The 18,979-nt window shown below is 34.5% G+C and carries 14 protein-coding genes; 12 read left to right on the plus strand and 2 right to left on the minus strand.

Features of this window, described 5'->3' with window-relative positions; all coding sequences use genetic code 11:
* The first annotated feature begins 1,158 nt into the window (after nt 1-1,158).
* The 12 genes from BFA01S_RS04465 (at nt 1,159) to BFA01S_RS04520 (ending at nt 17,367) form a co-directional block, all read left to right on the plus strand.
* Nucleotides 1,159-2,505, plus strand: coding sequence for a nucleobase:cation symporter-2 family protein (locus BFA01S_RS04465; protein WP_066226309.1), 1,347 nt, complete (start codon nt 1,159-1,161; stop codon nt 2,503-2,505).
* A 642-nt stretch (nt 2,506-3,147) separates the two neighbouring features.
* Nucleotides 3,148-3,903: an IclR family transcriptional regulator gene (locus BFA01S_RS04470; RefSeq protein WP_066226312.1), complete on the plus strand. Its 756-nt coding sequence runs from the start codon at nt 3,148-3,150 to the stop codon at nt 3,901-3,903.
* A 316-nt stretch (nt 3,904-4,219) separates the two neighbouring features.
* Nucleotides 4,220-5,044, plus strand: a complete 825-nt coding sequence (locus BFA01S_RS04475; RefSeq protein ID WP_066226313.1) for a transketolase — start codon at nt 4,220-4,222, stop codon at nt 5,042-5,044.
* A gap of 1 nt (nt 5,045) precedes the next feature.
* Nucleotides 5,046-5,993, plus strand: a complete 948-nt coding sequence (locus BFA01S_RS04480; RefSeq protein ID WP_066226316.1) for a transketolase family protein — start codon at nt 5,046-5,048, stop codon at nt 5,991-5,993.
* Between the two features lie 32 nt (nt 5,994-6,025).
* The gene (locus BFA01S_RS04485; RefSeq protein WP_066226317.1) at nt 6,026-7,474 is read left to right on the plus strand and encodes a four-carbon acid sugar kinase family protein; all 1,449 of its coding nucleotides are present in this window, start codon (nt 6,026-6,028) and stop codon (nt 7,472-7,474) included.
* A gap of 13 nt (nt 7,475-7,487) precedes the next feature.
* Complete coding sequence (locus BFA01S_RS04490) at nt 7,488-9,248, plus strand: thiamine pyrophosphate-binding protein (RefSeq protein WP_066226319.1); 1,761 nt, start codon at nt 7,488-7,490, stop codon at nt 9,246-9,248.
* A gap of 178 nt (nt 9,249-9,426) precedes the next feature.
* Nucleotides 9,427-10,359: a sugar phosphate isomerase/epimerase family protein gene (locus BFA01S_RS04495; RefSeq protein WP_235842966.1), complete on the plus strand. Its 933-nt coding sequence runs from the start codon at nt 9,427-9,429 to the stop codon at nt 10,357-10,359.
* A gap of 158 nt (nt 10,360-10,517) precedes the next feature.
* The gene (locus tag BFA01S_RS04500) at nt 10,518-11,390 is read left to right on the plus strand and encodes an NAD(P)-dependent oxidoreductase (RefSeq protein WP_066226322.1); all 873 of its coding nucleotides are present in this window, start codon (nt 10,518-10,520) and stop codon (nt 11,388-11,390) included.
* Nucleotides 11,391-11,470: 80 nt separating this feature from the next.
* The gene (locus BFA01S_RS04505; protein WP_066226324.1) at nt 11,471-14,245 is read left to right on the plus strand and encodes an ATP-binding protein; all 2,775 of its coding nucleotides are present in this window, start codon (nt 11,471-11,473) and stop codon (nt 14,243-14,245) included.
* A gap of 11 nt (nt 14,246-14,256) precedes the next feature.
* On the plus strand, nt 14,257-15,096 hold the full coding sequence (locus BFA01S_RS04510) for a CheR family methyltransferase (RefSeq protein ID WP_066226326.1): 840 nt from the start codon (nt 14,257-14,259) through the stop codon (nt 15,094-15,096).
* Entirely contained in the window at nt 15,071-17,146 is a 2,076-nt protein-coding gene (locus BFA01S_RS04515) for a PAS domain S-box protein (protein ID WP_066226328.1), read from the plus strand. Before BFA01S_RS04510 ends, BFA01S_RS04515 begins: the two co-directional genes overlap by 26 nt.
* Before the next feature lie 20 nt (nt 17,147-17,166).
* Nucleotides 17,167-17,367, plus strand: coding sequence for a hypothetical protein (locus BFA01S_RS04520; RefSeq protein WP_066226332.1), 201 nt, complete (start codon nt 17,167-17,169; stop codon nt 17,365-17,367).
* 60 nt (nt 17,368-17,427) lie between these two features.
* Here the strand turns inward: BFA01S_RS04520 and BFA01S_RS04525 are convergent, their stop codons facing one another.
* Together BFA01S_RS04525 and BFA01S_RS04530 are read right to left on the minus strand one after the other, a co-directional pair.
* On the minus strand, nt 17,428-18,291 hold the full coding sequence (locus BFA01S_RS04525; RefSeq protein WP_066226335.1) for a YitT family protein: 864 nt from the start codon (nt 18,289-18,291) through the stop codon (nt 17,428-17,430).
* A gap of 301 nt (nt 18,292-18,592) precedes the next feature.
* Nucleotides 18,593-18,883, minus strand: a complete 291-nt coding sequence (locus BFA01S_RS04530; RefSeq protein ID WP_066226337.1) for a Dabb family protein — start codon at nt 18,881-18,883, stop codon at nt 18,593-18,595.
* Nucleotides 18,884-18,979 lie beyond the last annotated feature (96 nt).

Below are 18,979 nucleotides of genomic sequence, written 5' to 3' on the forward strand. Positions count from 1 at the left end.
GAGAGAAAAAGCATCAGCTAACTCTGAATACGTTTCACAAGTTTAATAACTGCTTTATAAATATGTACAGAGAAGGCCATCAGTTTTGATGGTCTTTTCTTATTTTGCTAAGGATTGGATCTAAGATCTAGTTGGGGAAAGATTCTATCATCCATATTTGGCAGTATAATTAGCTCTTTTATTTTTTGCTAGTTAAAATAGAAGATATAAAGAAACTTATATAGTATATCTATGTTTAGTTAATAAGATCTATAGTGAAAATTAGATTAAAATACAGATATTTCCTAAATGAGGTTAGAAAAAGCTCATAAAATGTCGAATATGATAATGTGGAATATGTCGAATAACAGAGAATAAGCTAGATATTTATTTTTTTAATGGAACAAAAGAAGTTAAGTTGAGCTTACAAACAGCAGCAATTTAACATATTTTTCTTTCACCTAGAGAAAATTGGACTATTAAGAATGTTCTCCATTAGAAATTCACTTTAACTACAAAAATGTAAATATATTGAAAAATATCTGCTTTAAGTTGTGATTTTTCGGTAGTGTATAGTTCCTACAAAAAATTTTTTAGAATTTTTTTATAGGAACTTTTTTATAGAAATAAAATATGAAAAACAGGGAGAGCTTTGAAAAAACCCAGTGATAATGCGTTTTTCAAGATTTTTAATTTTTAATTTTAATGTTACAAGGAACCTTTTTCTGGTCAGTGAATGATTAAAAAATAATAATTTTAATTTTCAAAATTTTAAAAACTATTGAAATGATGAAAAAGTGATGTTATGATTCATTTATGAAAAATGTTAGGAACCACGTTTCGTTATAAACAACAATATTTAACAATCCTGCTAAATATTGAATTCCTAGTATTTTCCATATAAGAAAAAGATAGCGTTTACATGTTTCGAGAATAATGGTATAAAGGAGGAGAGAAATAAAAAAAGCGGTAATTTTCGATAAATTGACAAATATCGCTTAGGGGTAAAAGTTTTGAAAATTAGCAGACTAGTAGTGTTGAAGCAGTATCGCTGGAATACTTTGCAAAGCTATTGTTAAAAAGAGAGAATAATAAAACTGCAAAAATTCAGCAAGGGGAATGGTTATACTTTTTGAGTATAATGGATAACAAGTTTGTTAACTAGAGGAGGATTTAGGGATGAAAGATGAAAAACTAACGTTTTGGCAGTTACTTATTTTAGGTTTCCAACACGTATGTGTTATGTACGGGGGAGCAGTTGCGGTTCCGTTAATCATTGCACCAGCAATTGGTTTAACACAGCAACAACTAGTATACTTAATTTCATTTGACTTATTTACTTGTGGTGTAGCAACTTTAATTCAAGTTATCGGATTCAAAGGGGTAGGTATTAAACTTCCAGCTATGATGGCAATTTCCTTTACAGTTGTTCAGCCGGTTATAGCGATTGGGCAGATTCACAGTATTACAGGGGTATTTGGAGCAGTTATCGTTTCTGGTCTTATCGTTGCAATCGCAGCACAATTTGTTGGAAAGGTTTTACCATACTTCCCACACTTAGTAACTGGAGCAATCGTATTTATTATCGGGGTCTCCCTCATGCCTGTTGCGATGAATAATGCAGCTGGTGGTGTAGGAGCTGAAGATTTCGGTTCAATGAGTAACTTAGGATTAGCACTTGCGACATTGCTATTATTCTTAATATTCAACATGTTCTTAAAAGGCTTTTTGAAAGCGGTATCAGTACTTTTTGCAATGGCACTCGGTACACTCATTGCTTCTTTCATGGGCAAGGTAGATGGTTCTATTATCGGTCAATCTGATTGGGTAACACCAATTAAGCCATTCTACTTCGGTATGCCGACATTCGATATTCCGTCTATCATTACAATGACAGTTATTGCTATGATTATCATGATTGAAAGTATCGGTGTATTCATGGCATTAGGGGAAATCAGTAAACAGCATATCGGTGACTATGAAGTTAAAAAAGGTTTACGTGCAGAAGGTCTAGGAGCAGTATTCAGTGGTGTGTTCAACTCATTTAACCACTCAACATTCTCACAAAACGTTGGACTTGTTTTCTTAACAGGTGTTACAAATAGATTCGTTGTAGCAATGGGTGGGGTAATCCTTTTACTACTAGGTCTATTACCAAAGGTTGCAGCTGTTGCAACAATGATTCCAGCACCAGTTCTTGGTGGAGCTATGATCCCGATGTTCGGTATGTTAATCGCTGCTTCTTTAAGAATTATTGCACAATCTGATTTATCAAAACCTTCTAACCAATTAATTATCGCTGTTGGTGTTGGTGTTGGTTTAGCAATTAAAGGTGTACCAGGTGCTTTCGAAGCATTCCCAGATACAGCTAAAATGTTAGTTGGTAACGGTGTTGTTATGGGTACTCTTGTTCTATTCGTTCTTAACTTAGTGTTAAATGGTAAAGGTGATAGCCACTCTCATGAAGCAAATGAGGAAGATGTTTTACAAGAGTTGGAAACGGATAAAATCGAGGCAAAAGCATAAAGGTAACAGCAATTTTAAAACTTATTCATAAAATTATTCTATAGTTAAGTTTTCTGAAAAAAATTATTGTGCTTATTTTTATAGGGTGTTACAGATATAGAAAATCTTATATCAATCATTCTGCTTATTAGGTTAATGCGCTTACTAGGGAATGATAAGGACTATAATTGAAGGATCAGAATGAGGAAGATCAGCTTAACGAAGAATAGTTTGGAATTAAATAATATAACAGGTGATAATATAAGCTAGTTTAGCGGATGGGGAAAGCTATACACGGTTTAAAGGGATTTTATAACCGAAAATTATCACTGAATTATTTAATGGGAATTCAAATTATAGAATGACTTCGGCGTTGTGTCCGAAGTCATTTTTTTATGTAATATTTAATGATAAATAGTCTGGATTTTTTGAATCTATATTAAGTTAGTATAAAAGATTTTTATACTTCGATTGCGACAGCAATAATGATGAGAGAAAAAAATTATGTAATCTTAATGATAAGGATTTTGTGTAAAAATACTTATCCCTTCTACTATATATAGCAAGAAAACAGATGGTGGAAAAAATAGTTCATTAATATTAATCAGTACTATGGTATTATAGAGAAGAATTTATGTTCTTTATCGGAGGTTGACACATGATATGGTTAAGTCAGTGGACAGAGCATTAAGAATTATTACGATGGTGAGTACAAGAAAAGAGGGAATGGGTGTTACAGAACTGGCTGCTTTTCTTGATTTAAATAAAAGTACTATATTCAGACTATTAGCTACACTTGCAGAACATGGATTTATTGAGCAAGATCAAGAAACAAAAAAATACAGACTTGGATATAAGTATTTAGAATTAAGCTCTATGCTTCTTGAGTCGATCGATTTAAGAACTCAAGCCAAGCCATTTTTAAAGGAATTAGAATCACATACGAATGAAGTAATTCATCTGGTCGTTTATGATCAAGGTGAAGTAGTTTATATAGAAAAGCTTGAAGGAAATGAGACGTTAAGAACTCATTCACAGGTCGGAAGAAGAGCGCCGATACATTGTACAAGTGTTGGCAAAGTCATCTTAGCATATTTACCGGATGAAGAAATTTTGAATATTATTGAAAAGCATGGTTTGCCAAAGCATACGGAACAAACAATTTCAGATAAAGAGGCTTTTCTTGAAGAGCTGAACCGCATTAAGGAACAGGGCTACGGAACAGAGTTCGAAGAGAATGAGCCTGGTATTACTTGTATAGCGGCACCGATCTTCGACAATTCAAAAAAAATCACAGCGGCAATCAGTATTTCGGGACCAAGTATTCGTATGACAGATGAAAGATTAGCTGAACTTAAGACTGTTTTAATTGATATAGGAAATAAGATTTCAAAGAGGCTAGGTTATACTGAAAACTAAGGAAAATGTCGAATTGTATCATTCAGAATTTGGAAGTCGAATCTTAGGATAATATGGTGGACAAATTAAAGCGTTCACATTATAATTTAAAATATAGTGTTGATAATGAAATAAAAACATCAGCACGAAGGAAATTTTCTATAGTAGTATCTTATTATTTTCATAGTGGAATTAGTAAGAAAAACACTTGAAATATTCAGATATCAATGATAATATCAAATTAGAAATGCAGTTATGTAATGAGCAACGGTTTCTATAATTTTTTACAACAAAAATGAAACGCTGTTGCTTATTGTGAAACGAAGGAGGAATAATGATGGCTTTTTCGAAAGAAAGAACTGAATTTTATAACGATTTAACTAAAAAAATTCGTCGACATATTGTTAAAATGACGAATCATGCTGGAAGTGGGCATCCTGGTGGTTCTTTATCTGCAACTGAAACTTTAGCTGTTCTTTTCAATGATCATATGAACATTGATCCTAAGAACCCAGAGTGGAACGACCGTGACTGTTTCTTCCTATCTAAAGGGCATTGTACTCCAGTATACTACTCAGTACTTGCTGAATTAGGTTTCTTCCCAGTAGAAGAACTAATGACATTTAGAGATGTAGATGGCAGATTACACGGACATCCGCATTCTGGTCACATTCCTGGTGTTGATATTTCTTCTGGTTCACTTGGCCAAGGTTTATCTGTTGCTAACGGTGTTGCTTTAGCAGCTAAACTTGATGGAAGCAACAGAAGATCTTATGTAATGATTGGTGATGGTGAGCTTCAAGAAGGTCAATTATGGGAAGCTGCTATGACAAGTGCACAATTCAACCTTGATAATGTTTGTGCAATTATCGACTGGAACAAAATCCAACTTGATGACTTTGTAGAAAACATTAAAGGCATGAAAGATCTTGGCGCGAAATATAAAGCGTTTGGCTGGCATGTAATTGAAATTGACGGACATGATATTAACCAAGTAGACGAAGCTTTCAAAGAAGCTAAACGTACGAAAGGTAAACCGACTGCAATCCTAGCTCATACAGTTAAAGGTAAAGGTATTTCCTTCATGGAAGATACAGCTGACTGGCACGGAATGGCTCCAAATGATGAGCAATTAGAAATCGCTTTAAAGGAGTTGGCATAATATGACTAAAATGGAAGCACCTCGTCAAGGTTTCGCTAATGCGTTAATTAAACTTGGTAAAGAACATAAAGATTTAGTAGTTCTAGATGCAGACTGCGCTAAATCAAATATGACAAATTTATTCAAAGCTGAATACCCAGAGCGTTTCTTTAACATCGGGATTTCAGAGTGTGATATCGTAGGTACTGGTGCGGGTATGGCAGTAGCTGGTAAAGTGCCATTCGTTAATGCTTACGCAAACTTCTTAACTGGCCGTGCATTCGACCAAATGAGAATTTCTGTATGTTATTCTGACAAAAACGTAAAAATTTGTGGACACAACGCTGGTACGTCAGCTGCTCAAGAAGGAGCAACACACTTACCACTTGAAGATATTTCATTAATGCGTTCACTTCCAAACATGACTGTAATCGTTCCTGCTGATTCACTTGAAATGGAAAAAGCAGTAGAAGCAGCATACAACTTTGAGGGACCTGTATACCTTCGTGTAGGTAAATTACCTGTACCGGTTGTTACAAAGCCTGAAGATAAATTTGAAATCGGTAAAGCAATTAAATACCGTGACGGTTCTGATGTTACTCTTATCTCAACTGGTATTATGCTTGACGAAACATTCAAAGCTGCTGAAGAATTAGCTAAACAAGGTGTGGAAGCTGAAGTATTACACATTCACACTATTAAACCAATTGATAAAGAAGCTATTCTTGCTTCTGCTACAAAAACTGGTAAAGTTGTAACAGTTGAAGAGCATTCAATTATTGGTGGTTTAGGTAGTGCTGTAGCTGAAGTATTAGCTGAAAACCATCCAGTACCATTAAGAAGAATCGGTACAAACGACCGCTTCGGTGTATCTGGTAAAATGGATGAGCTTTTAGACTTATTCGAATTAAGAGCTGCACGTATTATTAAAACTGCTAATGAATTAGTAGGTGCAAAAGTTAATAACTAATTGTTATTTGGATATGAAAGGGGGAGGGTTTTTTGCCAAACGCAACTCATTATCAAGATATGAAGGATGCATTGGAAAATCCTCTCTTCTCTAAATCAGATGATAGTCTAAGAGGCCAAATTAGAGATCATTTAAAACAGACAAAACATAAATTTATCGTTTTAGATGATGATCCAACTGGTGTTCAAACTGTACATGACATTTATGTTATTACAGACTGGAGCAAAGATTGGATTAAAAAAGGCTTATCTGATGAGAGAAGTGTACTTTATATTTTAACTAACACGAGAAGTTACAACGAAGAAAAAGCGGAAAGAATTAATAGAGAGATTGTCGAAAATGTTGTTGCAGTTACGAAAGAAATGGGAATTGAGTTCACATTTATTAGTAGAGGCGATTCTACACTTCGCGGACATTATCCACTTGAAATTGATGTTATGCAAGATCAATTAAAAAAATCTGCTGATATTGAGATTTCAGGTCATTTAATTATTCCAGCTTTCTTTGAAGGTCATCGTTATACACTTGATAATACACATTATTTAGGTGTAGATGGTAAGCTTGTACCTGTTAGTGAAACAGAATTTGCAAACGACTCTGTTTTTGGTTTTAAGACAGCTGATCTCCCAAAATGGGTAGAAGAGAAGACAAATGGAGAAGTAAAATCTGATAAAGCAATTGTCATTTCATTGGAAGATATTCACACTGGCGGAGTAGATAAAGTATATGATATTCTAGTCTCAGCTAGTGATAATGCTCCGATAATTGTCAATGCTAAATCATATTATGACTTGGACATTTTATCTCTAGCAGTCTTAAAGGCTATTGATTCAGGCAAACATTTCTTATTTAGAACTGCCGCTTCATTAGTAAAATCAATTGCAGGTATTGCTGACAGACCATATTTAACAGCAAAAGAAATCGTTGCAGATGATGAAAGTAAAAACAATGGTGGATTCATCATTGTTGGATCACATACGAATAAAACAACTAGCCAAATTAATGAATTAATGAAGAGATATCCGATTGAGCAAATAGAGATTAATGTTCCTAAAATTCTAGATGATTCAACTAGAGCTGAAGAACTGAATCGTGTTTGCCAATTAGTTGATGAAAATGTTTCTTCTGGTCGCGATACTCTAGTTTATACGAGCAGAGATGTTATTATCGCAAAAGATAAAGAAGAAAACTTAAAAATCAGCCAATCTGTTTCAGGTTCATTAGTTGAAGTTGTTCAATCATTAAAAGTTAAGCCTAAGTTTATTATTGCTAAAGGCGGTATTACTTCTAGTGATGTAGCAACTGCTGGATTAGAAATTAAATATGCTAAAATTTTAGGGCAAGCAATTGCTGGTGTTCCAGTATGGTTAACTGGTCCGGAAGCTAAATTCAAAGACACTCCTTACATTGTCTTCCCAGGTAATGTAGGCGAGAAAGAATCAATTGCTCAAATTTTTGAAAATATAAAAAAAGACCAATAAGGGAGAGATTTTAATGGCTAAACAAAAAATGACAGCTGCTGAATTTATCGCACGTTATTTAGAAAAAAGAGGAGTAAAACATCTTTATGGAGTACCGGGTGCTGCAATCCTTCCATTCTACGATGCAATCAAAGAATTAACTGATATCGAATCATACGTTGTTCGTCATGAGCAAACAGGTGCTTTCATGGCTGACGGTTACTCAAGAGCAACTGGTGAAGTTGGTGTGTGTGCTGCGACTTCAGGTCCTGGTGGAACTAACTTCTTAACAGGTCTTTACGGTGCATGGATGGATTCTATTCCAATGATCGCTATCGTTGGACAACAAAAAAATAGCTTAATCGGAACAATGCAATTCCAAGAAGCTCCTATCGTTGAAATGGCTATCCCAGTTACTAAAGCTTCATACCGTTTAACTGATGGTTCTAAAGCTGCTGCATTTATGCAAGAAGCATGGGTAACAGCTACTACTGGTAGAAAAGGTCCAGTTCTTCTTGATTTACCAGTTGACCAACAAAAAGTTGAAATCGAAGTTGACATTGATGAACTTATCGCTTCAACTCCAGTAGATAACTTACCACAAGCTACTGACGCTGATATCGAGAAAACTTTAGAATTATTAAAAGATGCTAAACGCCCAGTATTACTTGCTGGTGGTGGGGTTAACCTTTCAAATTCTACTGAAGAATTAAAAGCTTTAGCTGAAGAGCTTCAAATTCCTGTTGTAACTACTGGTATGGGTATGGATACATTCCCTAATGATCACGCATTATTCGCTGGACGTATGGGAACAATGCTTGATACTCCATTCGGTAACAAAACAATTGTTGAAGCTGACTTAGTAATCAACCTTGCTGGACGTTTCGGTGACCGTTCTACTGGTAACGTTGCAGTATTCACACAAAACGGTAAAAAAATTATCCACGTTAACCTTGATAACAAAGAAATCGGTAAAAATGTACCAACAGTTTTAGGTATCGTTTCTGATGTTAAAACATTCATGGTTAAACTTGCAGAAGCTCACAAAGCTTTAGGTGCTCCTGTAGCTGCAACTGCTGAAGCAGGTACAAAACTTGACTTAACTGAAGAGCGTACAAAATGGGCTCGTAAAACTGATTACACTTCTCTTCCAATCAGACAAGAGCGTGCATTACGTGAACTTCGTGAATTCTTAGATCGCGATGCATTCGTATCACATGACTGCGGTATCAGCCAAATCTGGTCTTGCCAATTATTCGAAACTTACGTACCACGTACTTACCTATTAACAGGTGGAGCAGGTACAATGGGTTGGGGTCTTGGTGCAGCAATGGCAGCGAAACTTGCATTCCCTGAAAGACAATCTGTTAACATCCTTGGTGACGGAAGCTTAGGTATGTCATTACAAGATATCGCTACAGCTGCAAAACATGATATCCCAGTAATTATTTTCTGCATGAACAACTCATTACTTGGATTAATTCGTCAACAACAAAACTGGTTCTACGACAACCGTCGTATTTCTACAGACTTAGATTACATCAACGAATTATCTGAAGATCAAAATGCACGCGGAATCGACTTCGTTAAAACTGCTGAAGGTATGGGTGTACGTGGTGAGCGCGTTCTACACTTTGATGATATCAAACCAGCATTACAACGTGCAGTTGACTCAGGCAAACCATATTTAATCGAAGTTATCGTTGATGGCGATCCAGAAAAAGCTTGCGAATTCTCTAACAATGGTGCACTTAGCGGATTCAAATATTCTAAAGACATTAACTTTAACAACTAATTAAAGCTTTTAACATACGTGCGGCTTAATGAAGCAATTGGTATCTTATCAATTGCTTCAAGTCCCGCGTATAATTACATAGTGTTAAGACATCTTAATTATTGTTTAGTAGAGCTAATTGCTACTCAAATGTAATGAAATTTCTAAAAAGAGTTTAATTACTAAAGGAGGAATAATGATGGCTAATCTTCATAATTATATGAAAGTCGGTATCGTTCATTTCATGGCATACCCAGAAACAATTGCTGGGGACGGTCCAGCAGTTGAAACAATCAAAAAAATTGTACAAGATGATTTCTTCTCAGGAATTGAAATCACTTCTATCAATGATCCAGAAGCTCGTCAAGAAGCAATCCAAGTATTGCAATCTGGCGGCATGACTGTAGGTTTTGGTGCACAGCCAATCCTTCTAAGAAACAAAGGAAACCTTAACTCATTCGATGAAGCTGAACGCAGAAGAGCAATCGATTTAGTTAAAGGTGGAATTGACCAAGCATATGAAGTTGGAGCTTCTAAATTAGGTTTCTTAAGTGGTGCTAAACCTGATGAAAAAGAAGATTATGCTTTACAATTATTAACTGATTCTATTAAAGAATTATGTGAATATGCAAAATCTAAAGGTGATCTAGCACTTTCACTTGAAACTTTTGATGATATTACTGATAAAAAATGTCTAATCGGATCTAACGCACTTGCTGTTCAAGTTGCGAAAGAAGTTCGTACTGTTGATCCAACTTTCGGATTAATGCTTGACTTAAGTCACTTACCAATGCAGCGTGAAGGTTCATTTGAAGCTTTAACAACTGCTCGTGACTATATTACACACGCACATATCGGAAACTGCTATATTAAGGATACTTCTGATCCTGCTTACGGTGATCAGCATCCACGTTTCGGCTATCCTGGAAGTGAAATTGATACTCCAGAATTAGCAGAATACTTAAGAGCATTATTAGAGATCGGTTATATCGGTGAAGGAAATAAAAATGTTGTTGCATTCGAAGTGAAACCAGTTGGTAACGAATCTTCTGACATTATTATTGCACAGTCTAAGCGTAAACTTGTTGATGCTTGGTCATTAGTTCACTCTCAAAGACGCAACCGCTACTAAGCGCCAGCTAAGGTATAGAGAGACGATATAATTTTTTGACTAGCGACAAGTAATTTACTTGTCGCTAGTTATGTTCAATAATTAAAAAATATTTTATAATAAAACTTGTGATTCGGCGCATCGGGTCACAAGTTTTTTATAAATTAGGAGGATTTATGATGAAACTTGCGTTTATTGGTTTAGGTAATATGGGTTTTCCGATGTCATGTAATTTAGTCAAAGCCGGTTACACTGTTTATGGTGTAAATAGAAGTGAACCAAAAGAATTACAGTTCCAAAAGCAAGGTGGACATATCGGTAAATCATTAAAAGAGCTTGCCCAAGAAGCAGATGTAATTATGACATGCTTACCACTTCCTGCTGATGTAGAAAAAGTTTTACTCGGTGAAGAAGGAATTATTCCCAATGGGAAAGAAAACTTAATTATTATCGATTTCAGCACAGTGTCACCTAATTTAAATAAGAAGATTTATGCTGCTGCGAAAGAGAAAAATATGGCGTTTCTTGATGCACCAATTAGTGGCGGAACAACTGGTGCAGAGGCTGGAACACTTAGTATTATGGTTGGTGGAGATAAAGAGATTTATGATAAAGTTCTTCCTATCTTTGAAATTTTAGGTAAAAACGTGTATCATATTGGTGAATCAGGCAGTGGTTCAAGTATTAAATTATTAAATCAGTATATGGTAAGTGCACATACACAAGCTGTAAGTGAAGCATTCGTACTTGCTGAAAAAGCTGGTATTGATCTTAGCTTGCTTTATGAAATTTTAAATGTCAGCTACGCTCAAAGTAAAATCATGGAGAGACATTATATAAATAATATTTCTAAAGATGATTTTACACCAGGATTTGAGTTAGGCCTATTACATAAAGATATTTCCCTCGTCAATGAAATGGCTAGCTCATTTGATGTAACTCTGCCTTTAGGACAAAAAGTAACTGAACTAATAAGTGAAGCACTTGAAGCTGGACTTAGCAAAGATGATATGTCAGCAATGATTAAATTAATGAGAGAGAAAGCAAAATAAGTTAACTAACCATCAGAGGAGATGAGAATACTTCTCTGATGGAAATTTCACCTTAATGATAAGCAGGGGGAAAATAGTATATGAAATTTAAAACAAAACTGTACTTAGGGTTTGGTTTCATTCTTTCTCTTTTTATAGTATTGCTAGTTATTCTTATGATGCTCATTAATCAGCTAAATCATAATATGAATATTACAGTTCAAAACTATGAGTATTCTAAACTTGCTACTACTATCCAGGCATCATTAAATATTTACAGCAGGGAATCGAAGGGGCTTGTAGCAAATCCGCCGGCTAAACTCGTTGAGCGATTAGAATATAGGAAAAACAAAGCTTTAGATGATGCAGAACATTCCATTAGAACTCTTCAAAGATTAGATAAAAGAGAGGAATCTCAAGAATTAACTACGGAACTTTTAAGATTAGCTATAAAATTACGTGAAAATGAAGCTGATATTAAAAGACTTGAAGATGAAGGTAAAAAAGAAGAGGCAATGGACCGCTTCTGGTTCGATAATTGGCAAATTATTGATGCGATGATTCTTGCTTCAGATGAATTGCATGAGATCCAAGAGACATCAGTTGGGACTGAATTAAAGCGTTCTAGTGATACGTATAACCTGGCACTTAACTTGATTATTGCCTTTGCGATTATTGGTTTCTTAACATTTCTATTCTTAATAGTATTGGTTGTTCGAAGCATTACAAATAATTTGAATAAAGTTACGGATGTTATGACAAATGTTGAATTTGGAAGTAAAGAAAGCTTACCAAGAATCGAAATGGGAACAAATGATGAAATTGGAGCAATCTCTACAGCATATAATGAGATGGCCAGAGCAATAGAAGAGCATACGAAAAAGGAAAAGGAGCTCAAAAATATTGCTGAAGAACAGAGCTGGCTGCAATCTAGAATTGCGGAAATTGCAACGATGTACTCAGGGATTGAACAGATTGAACAGCTTGCCCAGCAATTTATTATGAAATTAACACCGATGGTCGGTGCGAGTTATGGAGTTTTCTACATGAAAGAATATGAGGAAAATGAGGAGAAACTCGTCAGACTGGCATCCTATGCATATAGTAGTGATAGTATAGGGAAAAAGGTTTTTAAAATTGGCGAAGGAATTGTTGGTCAAACTGCTTTAGAAAACAATATGATCCATTTAACTAATATTCCAGAAGACTATATTAAAATCACTTCTGGTATAGGTGAAGCGGCACCAAAAAGTATTCTAACAATCCCAGCTGCTTATGAAGGAGAAGTGCTTGCTGTTATCGAATTAGCATCATTTGAATCTTTCAGTTCTATGGAACAATTGTTAATAAAAGAGGTTACGGGTAATATTGGAATTAATATTAAGAGTATTTCCAGACATAATCAAGTGAAGAAATTACTTTTAGAATCACAAGCATTAACGGAAGAATTGCAAACACAATCAGAAGAGCTTCATTTACAACAAGAAGAACTGCGGCAAGTAAATGAGCAGTTAGAACAGCAATATGAACAATCAGAAGAAAAAACGAGAGAATTAGAAGAGACGAAAAAGGTGCTTGAAGAGCAAGCGCAGCAACTCAAACTTAGTTCAAAATATAAATCAGAATTTCTTGCCAATATGTCACATGAGCTGAGAACACCATTAAATAGTTTACTTATATTAGCTCAAATATTGTCAGAGAACGGGGAAAGAAATTTAACGTTAAAGCAGATTGAATATGCAAAAACTATTTTCTCATCGGGTAATGATCTCTTACATTTAATTAATGATATTTTAGATTTAGCAAAAGTAGAAGCTGGAAAAATGGAAATCCATTTTGAAGAAGTAAAGCTAGGGGAAATTAAAAGTTTTGTAGAAAGTCAATTTACCCATATTGCTAAACAGAAAAATATTGAGTTTATTATTCAAATAGATTCGGATTTACCTGGAATAATATGGACAGATCAGCATCGTCTACAGCAGATTTTGAAAAATTTATTGTCAAATGCATTTAAATTTACAGAAGAAGGCACTGTTACATTCATTATTGAAAGGAAAAGTAAGGGACTGGGTGAAAGTAACCATTTCTTAGATAGTGCAGAAGATATATATGCTTTTTCAGTTAAAGATACAGGAGTTGGTATTTCTCCAGAACATCAGACCGCAATATTTGAAGCATTTAATCAACTAGATGGAACAACTAGCCGTAAATATGGTGGAACTGGCTTAGGATTATCGATTAGTAAAGAGATAGCAGAGTTATTAGAAGGATCGATTGAAGTAGAAAGTGAAAAAGGAAAAGGGACTACTTTTACTTTATATATTCCTAATAAAGAATACCGAAAAAAGAATAGAAATTATGGAGTACTTCAAGAAGTAGCAGTTGGTTCCTTAGTAGAAAGTTATCGATCTGTTGAATCTGTGGACACAAAGCTTTTAGCTGAAGATGAGAATGAATATTTGACAGAAACATTTGAAGAAATTGATGATTCAAAGGAATTACTCAGAGGCAAAAAGATACTAGTTGTTGATGATGATATGCGTAATATTTTTGCAATAACAACTGCACTTGAAATACATGATGTAGAAGTAGTATTCGCCGAGAATGGAAAAGAAGGTATTGAAAGGTTAACAGAACATCCTGATGTCGATCTTATTTTAATGGATATTATGATGCCTGAAATGGATGGATTACAGGCAATTAGGGCAATACGCCAAATGGAAGACTATGAAGATATGCCAATTATCGTTCTAACTGCAAAGGCGATGAAAGACGATAGAGTTCAATGTATTGAAGCAGGGGCGTCCGACTATATTAGTAAACCTGTGAATTTAGACCAGCTTTTCTCATTAATGTGGGTTTGGCTATATAGATAGGTAGGGTTCATATGACTTTTAAATTGCAGCAACATGACGAGAATTTTGAAGATATAGAAATTGATTTGCTCCTTGAAAGTATTTATCGGTACTATGGTTTTGATTTTAGGAACTATGCCTTTTCTTTTTTAAAAAGGCGAATTTGGAATCGTTTACGTGCAGAAAGAGTGAATAATATTTCTGAATTGCAGGGGGCTCTGCTCCGTGACCATACGATAATGGAAAGATTATTTGCCGATTTTTCAATTAATATTACTGAGATGTTTCGTGACCCCAGTTTTTTCTTAGCTTTTAGGAGAAAAGCTGTCCCTATTTTAAAAGAGTACCCGCTCATTCGTATTTGGCATGTAGGCTGTTCATCTGGTGAAGAGGTTTATTCAATGGCAATCCTTTTACATGAAGAAGGCTTAATTCATAAGGCTAAAATTTATGCGACAGATATGAATAAAAAGGTGATTGAAAAAGCAAAAAAAGGAAGCTTCTCTCTGCATAAAATGCAGCAGTATACGAAGAATTACTTAGCGGCAGGAGGGAAGACTGCCTTTTCAGAATATTATACAGCAAAACAAGAAAATGCCACATTTCATTCATTTTTAACTGAAAATGTTGTGTTTGCACAGCATAATTTAAGTACAGACGGTTCTTTTAATGAATTTCATGTTATTATTTGTAGGAACGTACTTATTTATTTTAACCGTGATTTGCAAAAGCATGTATTTGATCTTTTTAATGAAAGCCTGACAAGAAGAGGAATTCTAGGATTAGGCAGTAAGGAAACAATTAAATTCATTGGTAATGAAAATGATTATGAGGAGGTTGACGTATATGAAAAGTTATATAGAAAAAAATAATGATAGCTATACAGAAGGTCAACCCCTCGACCTGCAAAAGAAGAAACCGAGTCATGATGAAACAAATAAAATGGAAAAAGTAAAAATCTTAATGGTCGATGACCGGCGAGAAAATTTATTGGCATTAGAAGCCGTTCTCAATTCACCCGATTACCATCTTATAAGTGCGAATTCAGGTGAAGAGGCTTTAAGATATGTACTTCACCATGATTTTGCTGTTATTTTACTAGATGTTCAAATGCCTGGATTAAATGGATTTGAAACAGCAAAACTTATAAAAAAAAGAAAGAAATATACACATATTCCGATTATTTTTATTACAGCAATTAATCAGGCGAAAGAGCATGTTCTTCGTGGTTATAGTGTCGGGGCAGTTGATTATATCGTAAAGCCTTTTTTACCTGAAACCTTAAGATTAAAGGTTCGTGAATTTGTGAAAATTTATCAGGAAAATGAAAACGCTAAACTGGAAAGCGAACGAAGAAGGAAAGAAGAATTAAAAGAAGTAAATGCAAAGTTGAGCCTTACAAATAGAGATCTCAGAAAAAATAAAGAACTGGCAAGAGTAGTTGGAGAGACACTTCTTGATACAATTATTACGTTTGATTGTGACGGCTTTATCCTTTCTGTCAATCCTGCTGTTAAAGAGATGTTCGGTTATTCAATGGACGAGTTAATTGGAGAACATATTTCAAGCCTATTAATTAATAATAATCAATTAGCAGTAGATAGGCTAACTGATTTACCAAGTAAAGTAGTAGTCGAATGTATGGCGAAAGGTAAATATGATCATTACTTTCCAGTTGATATTCAAATCGGTTCTACTTCCATCGAAAATGAAAAGATCTTTGTTTGTTCCATTCGTGATATAACAGAGCGGAAGAAAATTGAACATGAGAGAAAAAATCAGTATGAACTGTTAGAAAAATTAGTGGAAGAAAGAACGCAAACATTGCAATTAACAAATGAAAAATTAGTGGCAGAGATGAAAGAAAAGGAAAAAATCGCCGCGGATCTTCAGTTATCGCAAGAACTTTTTTATAAGATCTTTGAATCCAGTCCATGTCTATTAACGATTCAAAAGCTGGAAAATGGTGAATATATTGATGTAAATGCAAGCTGGTTAAATAATACATTATACAGCTACGAAGATGTTAAAAATAAAGCGTTTCCTATTTTACATTATGTAAGTAAATTTGATACGGGAATAGAGCATAATCTCACTGACATAAGTATTCATAACGAAAAAATACAATATGAAACGAAAGATAAAGAAATTCGAGATGGATTATTATCGACTGAAATTATTGATGTTCGTGGAGAAAAATGCATTTTAAGTGTGATTACGGATCTAACAGAAAGGGTTAGACTTGAGCATGAGATTCAAAGGTTAGACAGATTGAACCTGATTGGTGAAATGGCAGCAGGTATTGCTCATGAAATACGTAATCCAATGACAACGGTGCGAGGATTTCTAGAGCTTTCAAAAAGCAGTCCTGAACATTTATCAAAGCAATATATTGATTTAATGCTTGGAGAATTGAAGAGAGCGAACTCTATAATTTCTGAATTTTTAAACCTGGCTCGAAATAAAATGACTCACAAAGTGCAGCAGCAATTAAATACAATTGTGACTACGATCTTTCCATTAATTCAGGCAGAGGCTGTTTTAAGTAATAAATCAGTTATACTTGAATTAGGAGAATGTCCAGAAATAGAAGTCGATGAAAAGGAAATAACACAAGTTATTTTAAACTTATCATTAAATGGACTTGAAGCAATGGAGAGCGGTGGAAAATTAACGATTAAGACATATTCTGAAAATGGAATGACTATGTTAGAAATCCGTGATGAAGGCAGCGGTATTGATGCCAAAATATTAGAAAAGGTCGGTACACCATTCTTTACGACAAAAGAAGAAGGCACAGGGCTTGGTTTAGCAATTTGCTACAGTGTTGCTGAGCGTCATAAAGCGGTTATTGACTTAGAAACGAGCGAAGAAGGCACAACATTCTTTATTAGATTTAATGAGGATATTTCTACGCGGTAAATGTGAGAGGAATTGTTTTTATGAAAATAAATACAAGATTGTTTCTTAGCATAGGAATATTGTCTCTAGCTATCACTATATTTTTAATTGGCTCTGAATCTTATTTTACTAGACAGGAAATAAGGGCATTAAATGATGGCTGCCATAAAGTTGGAGGAAATCCAATTTTAGAAGTAGAAGGCTTCCTAGGTCTTAATTATTATTTTTCTTGTGAAAAGTAATAATTATGTTCACTAAGTAAAAAGCTGATCCTTATTAATTTAGGAATCAGCTTTTTGTATTTAATGAATAGCAGATTTAAATTTCCCGCCATGTGCTTCTTGAGTATCCATAATGGTTGTAAATGCGTTTGGATCAATTTCATGGACGATATTTTTTAATTTTGCTACTTCAAGTCTTGTAACAACAACATAAATAACTTCTTTTTCTTGATTATAGTAACCACCTTTACCATAAAGCGTCGTTACTCCCCGGCCGAGCCGGTGTGAAATTGCATCTGTCAGCTCCTCAAACTCATCAGAAACGATAATAGCAGCCTTTGTTTCATCAAGTCCCTGAATGACAGTATCAATTGTTTTTGAGGCAATATAATATGTAAGAATGGAATACATTGCCTGCTCCCAGCCAAGAACAAATCCTGCCCACCCAAAAATAAATAGATTTAAAAACATAACAAATTCACCGACAGAGAAGGGGATATTTTTTGTTAATAAAATACCTAGAATTTCTGTCCCATCTAAAGCTCCACTATTTCGAATAACAATTCCAACACCAACACCTAATAATAAGCCGCCAAAAATAGTTGCAAGCAGTGGTTCTGTTGTGAATGGTTTAAAATGATGAAGATTTGATTCCACTATTGCTAGGGAAATAATTCCTAAAAGAGAAGAAAGGAGGAAGTTCTTACCGATATGTTTATACCCTGCAAAAAGGAAAGGAAGATTAATAACGATTACTAAAATCCCAAAATTAACTCCGCTTAAATAATTAATAAGCAAGGAAATCCCAATTACACCGCCATCAATAATAGAGTTTGGGACTAAAAATAATTCAATTGAAATTGCTGCAATGGAGGCACCAATCATAATTAAAACATAGCGGAAAATAAGATGAAGTATATTTTCCTTTTTATGCTGTTTTGTCATTTAACACACCTTCTCAGCCAAAAAATATAAAAATTTTCAATTATTGTATTTAAATAGTAACGAAAAGTGACTTAATTAGCAATACAGCTAGAAGAAAATTTAACAGAACAAAAAATAACAGTTTACGTAAGCATTATAAAGATACGGTTAGAAAGATAGAAGAGGATGTCCCAAAAGCGTAAAAAGCAACCCTTTTGGGACATCCTGCTGAAAGGCCCTGTCATGGAAATCCAGTAAAGTCAAGGATTTGGTGACAGGACCTTTCAGCTCTTAAGACTTATTAGGGACTCCCCTTTTTATTTTAAAGCTCAAAATCTGTACCGATACTATCAAGACGTCCAACATCTTGAATAAACTTAGCAACTGCTACATGCTCGGGGCTTACAACATATGCATCAAGTGCTGCACGATCTTCAAAACGAACCATTAATACAACTTGGTATTCCTTACTTTTTCCAATATTAATACCTGCTTGAAGGTCGACAATTCCTGTAAGCTGGTCTTTTAAAGCTTTAAAACGTTCTACAACTTCATTTAGTTGTACTTCTGTTGTTGTTTCACCAAATTTAATAAGTACTGTGCGATGAATCATTATTATACCTCTTCTCTGAATAAATTATATGTCCTTATTAATTTTAACGAATGAATATAAATAAATCCAAGATAATTATTTGAGAGAATGGATTTC

This window comes from Metabacillus fastidiosus NBRC 101226, assembly GCF_001591625.1.
Classification (GTDB): domain Bacteria; phylum Bacillota; class Bacilli; order Bacillales; family Bacillaceae; genus Metabacillus; species Metabacillus fastidiosus.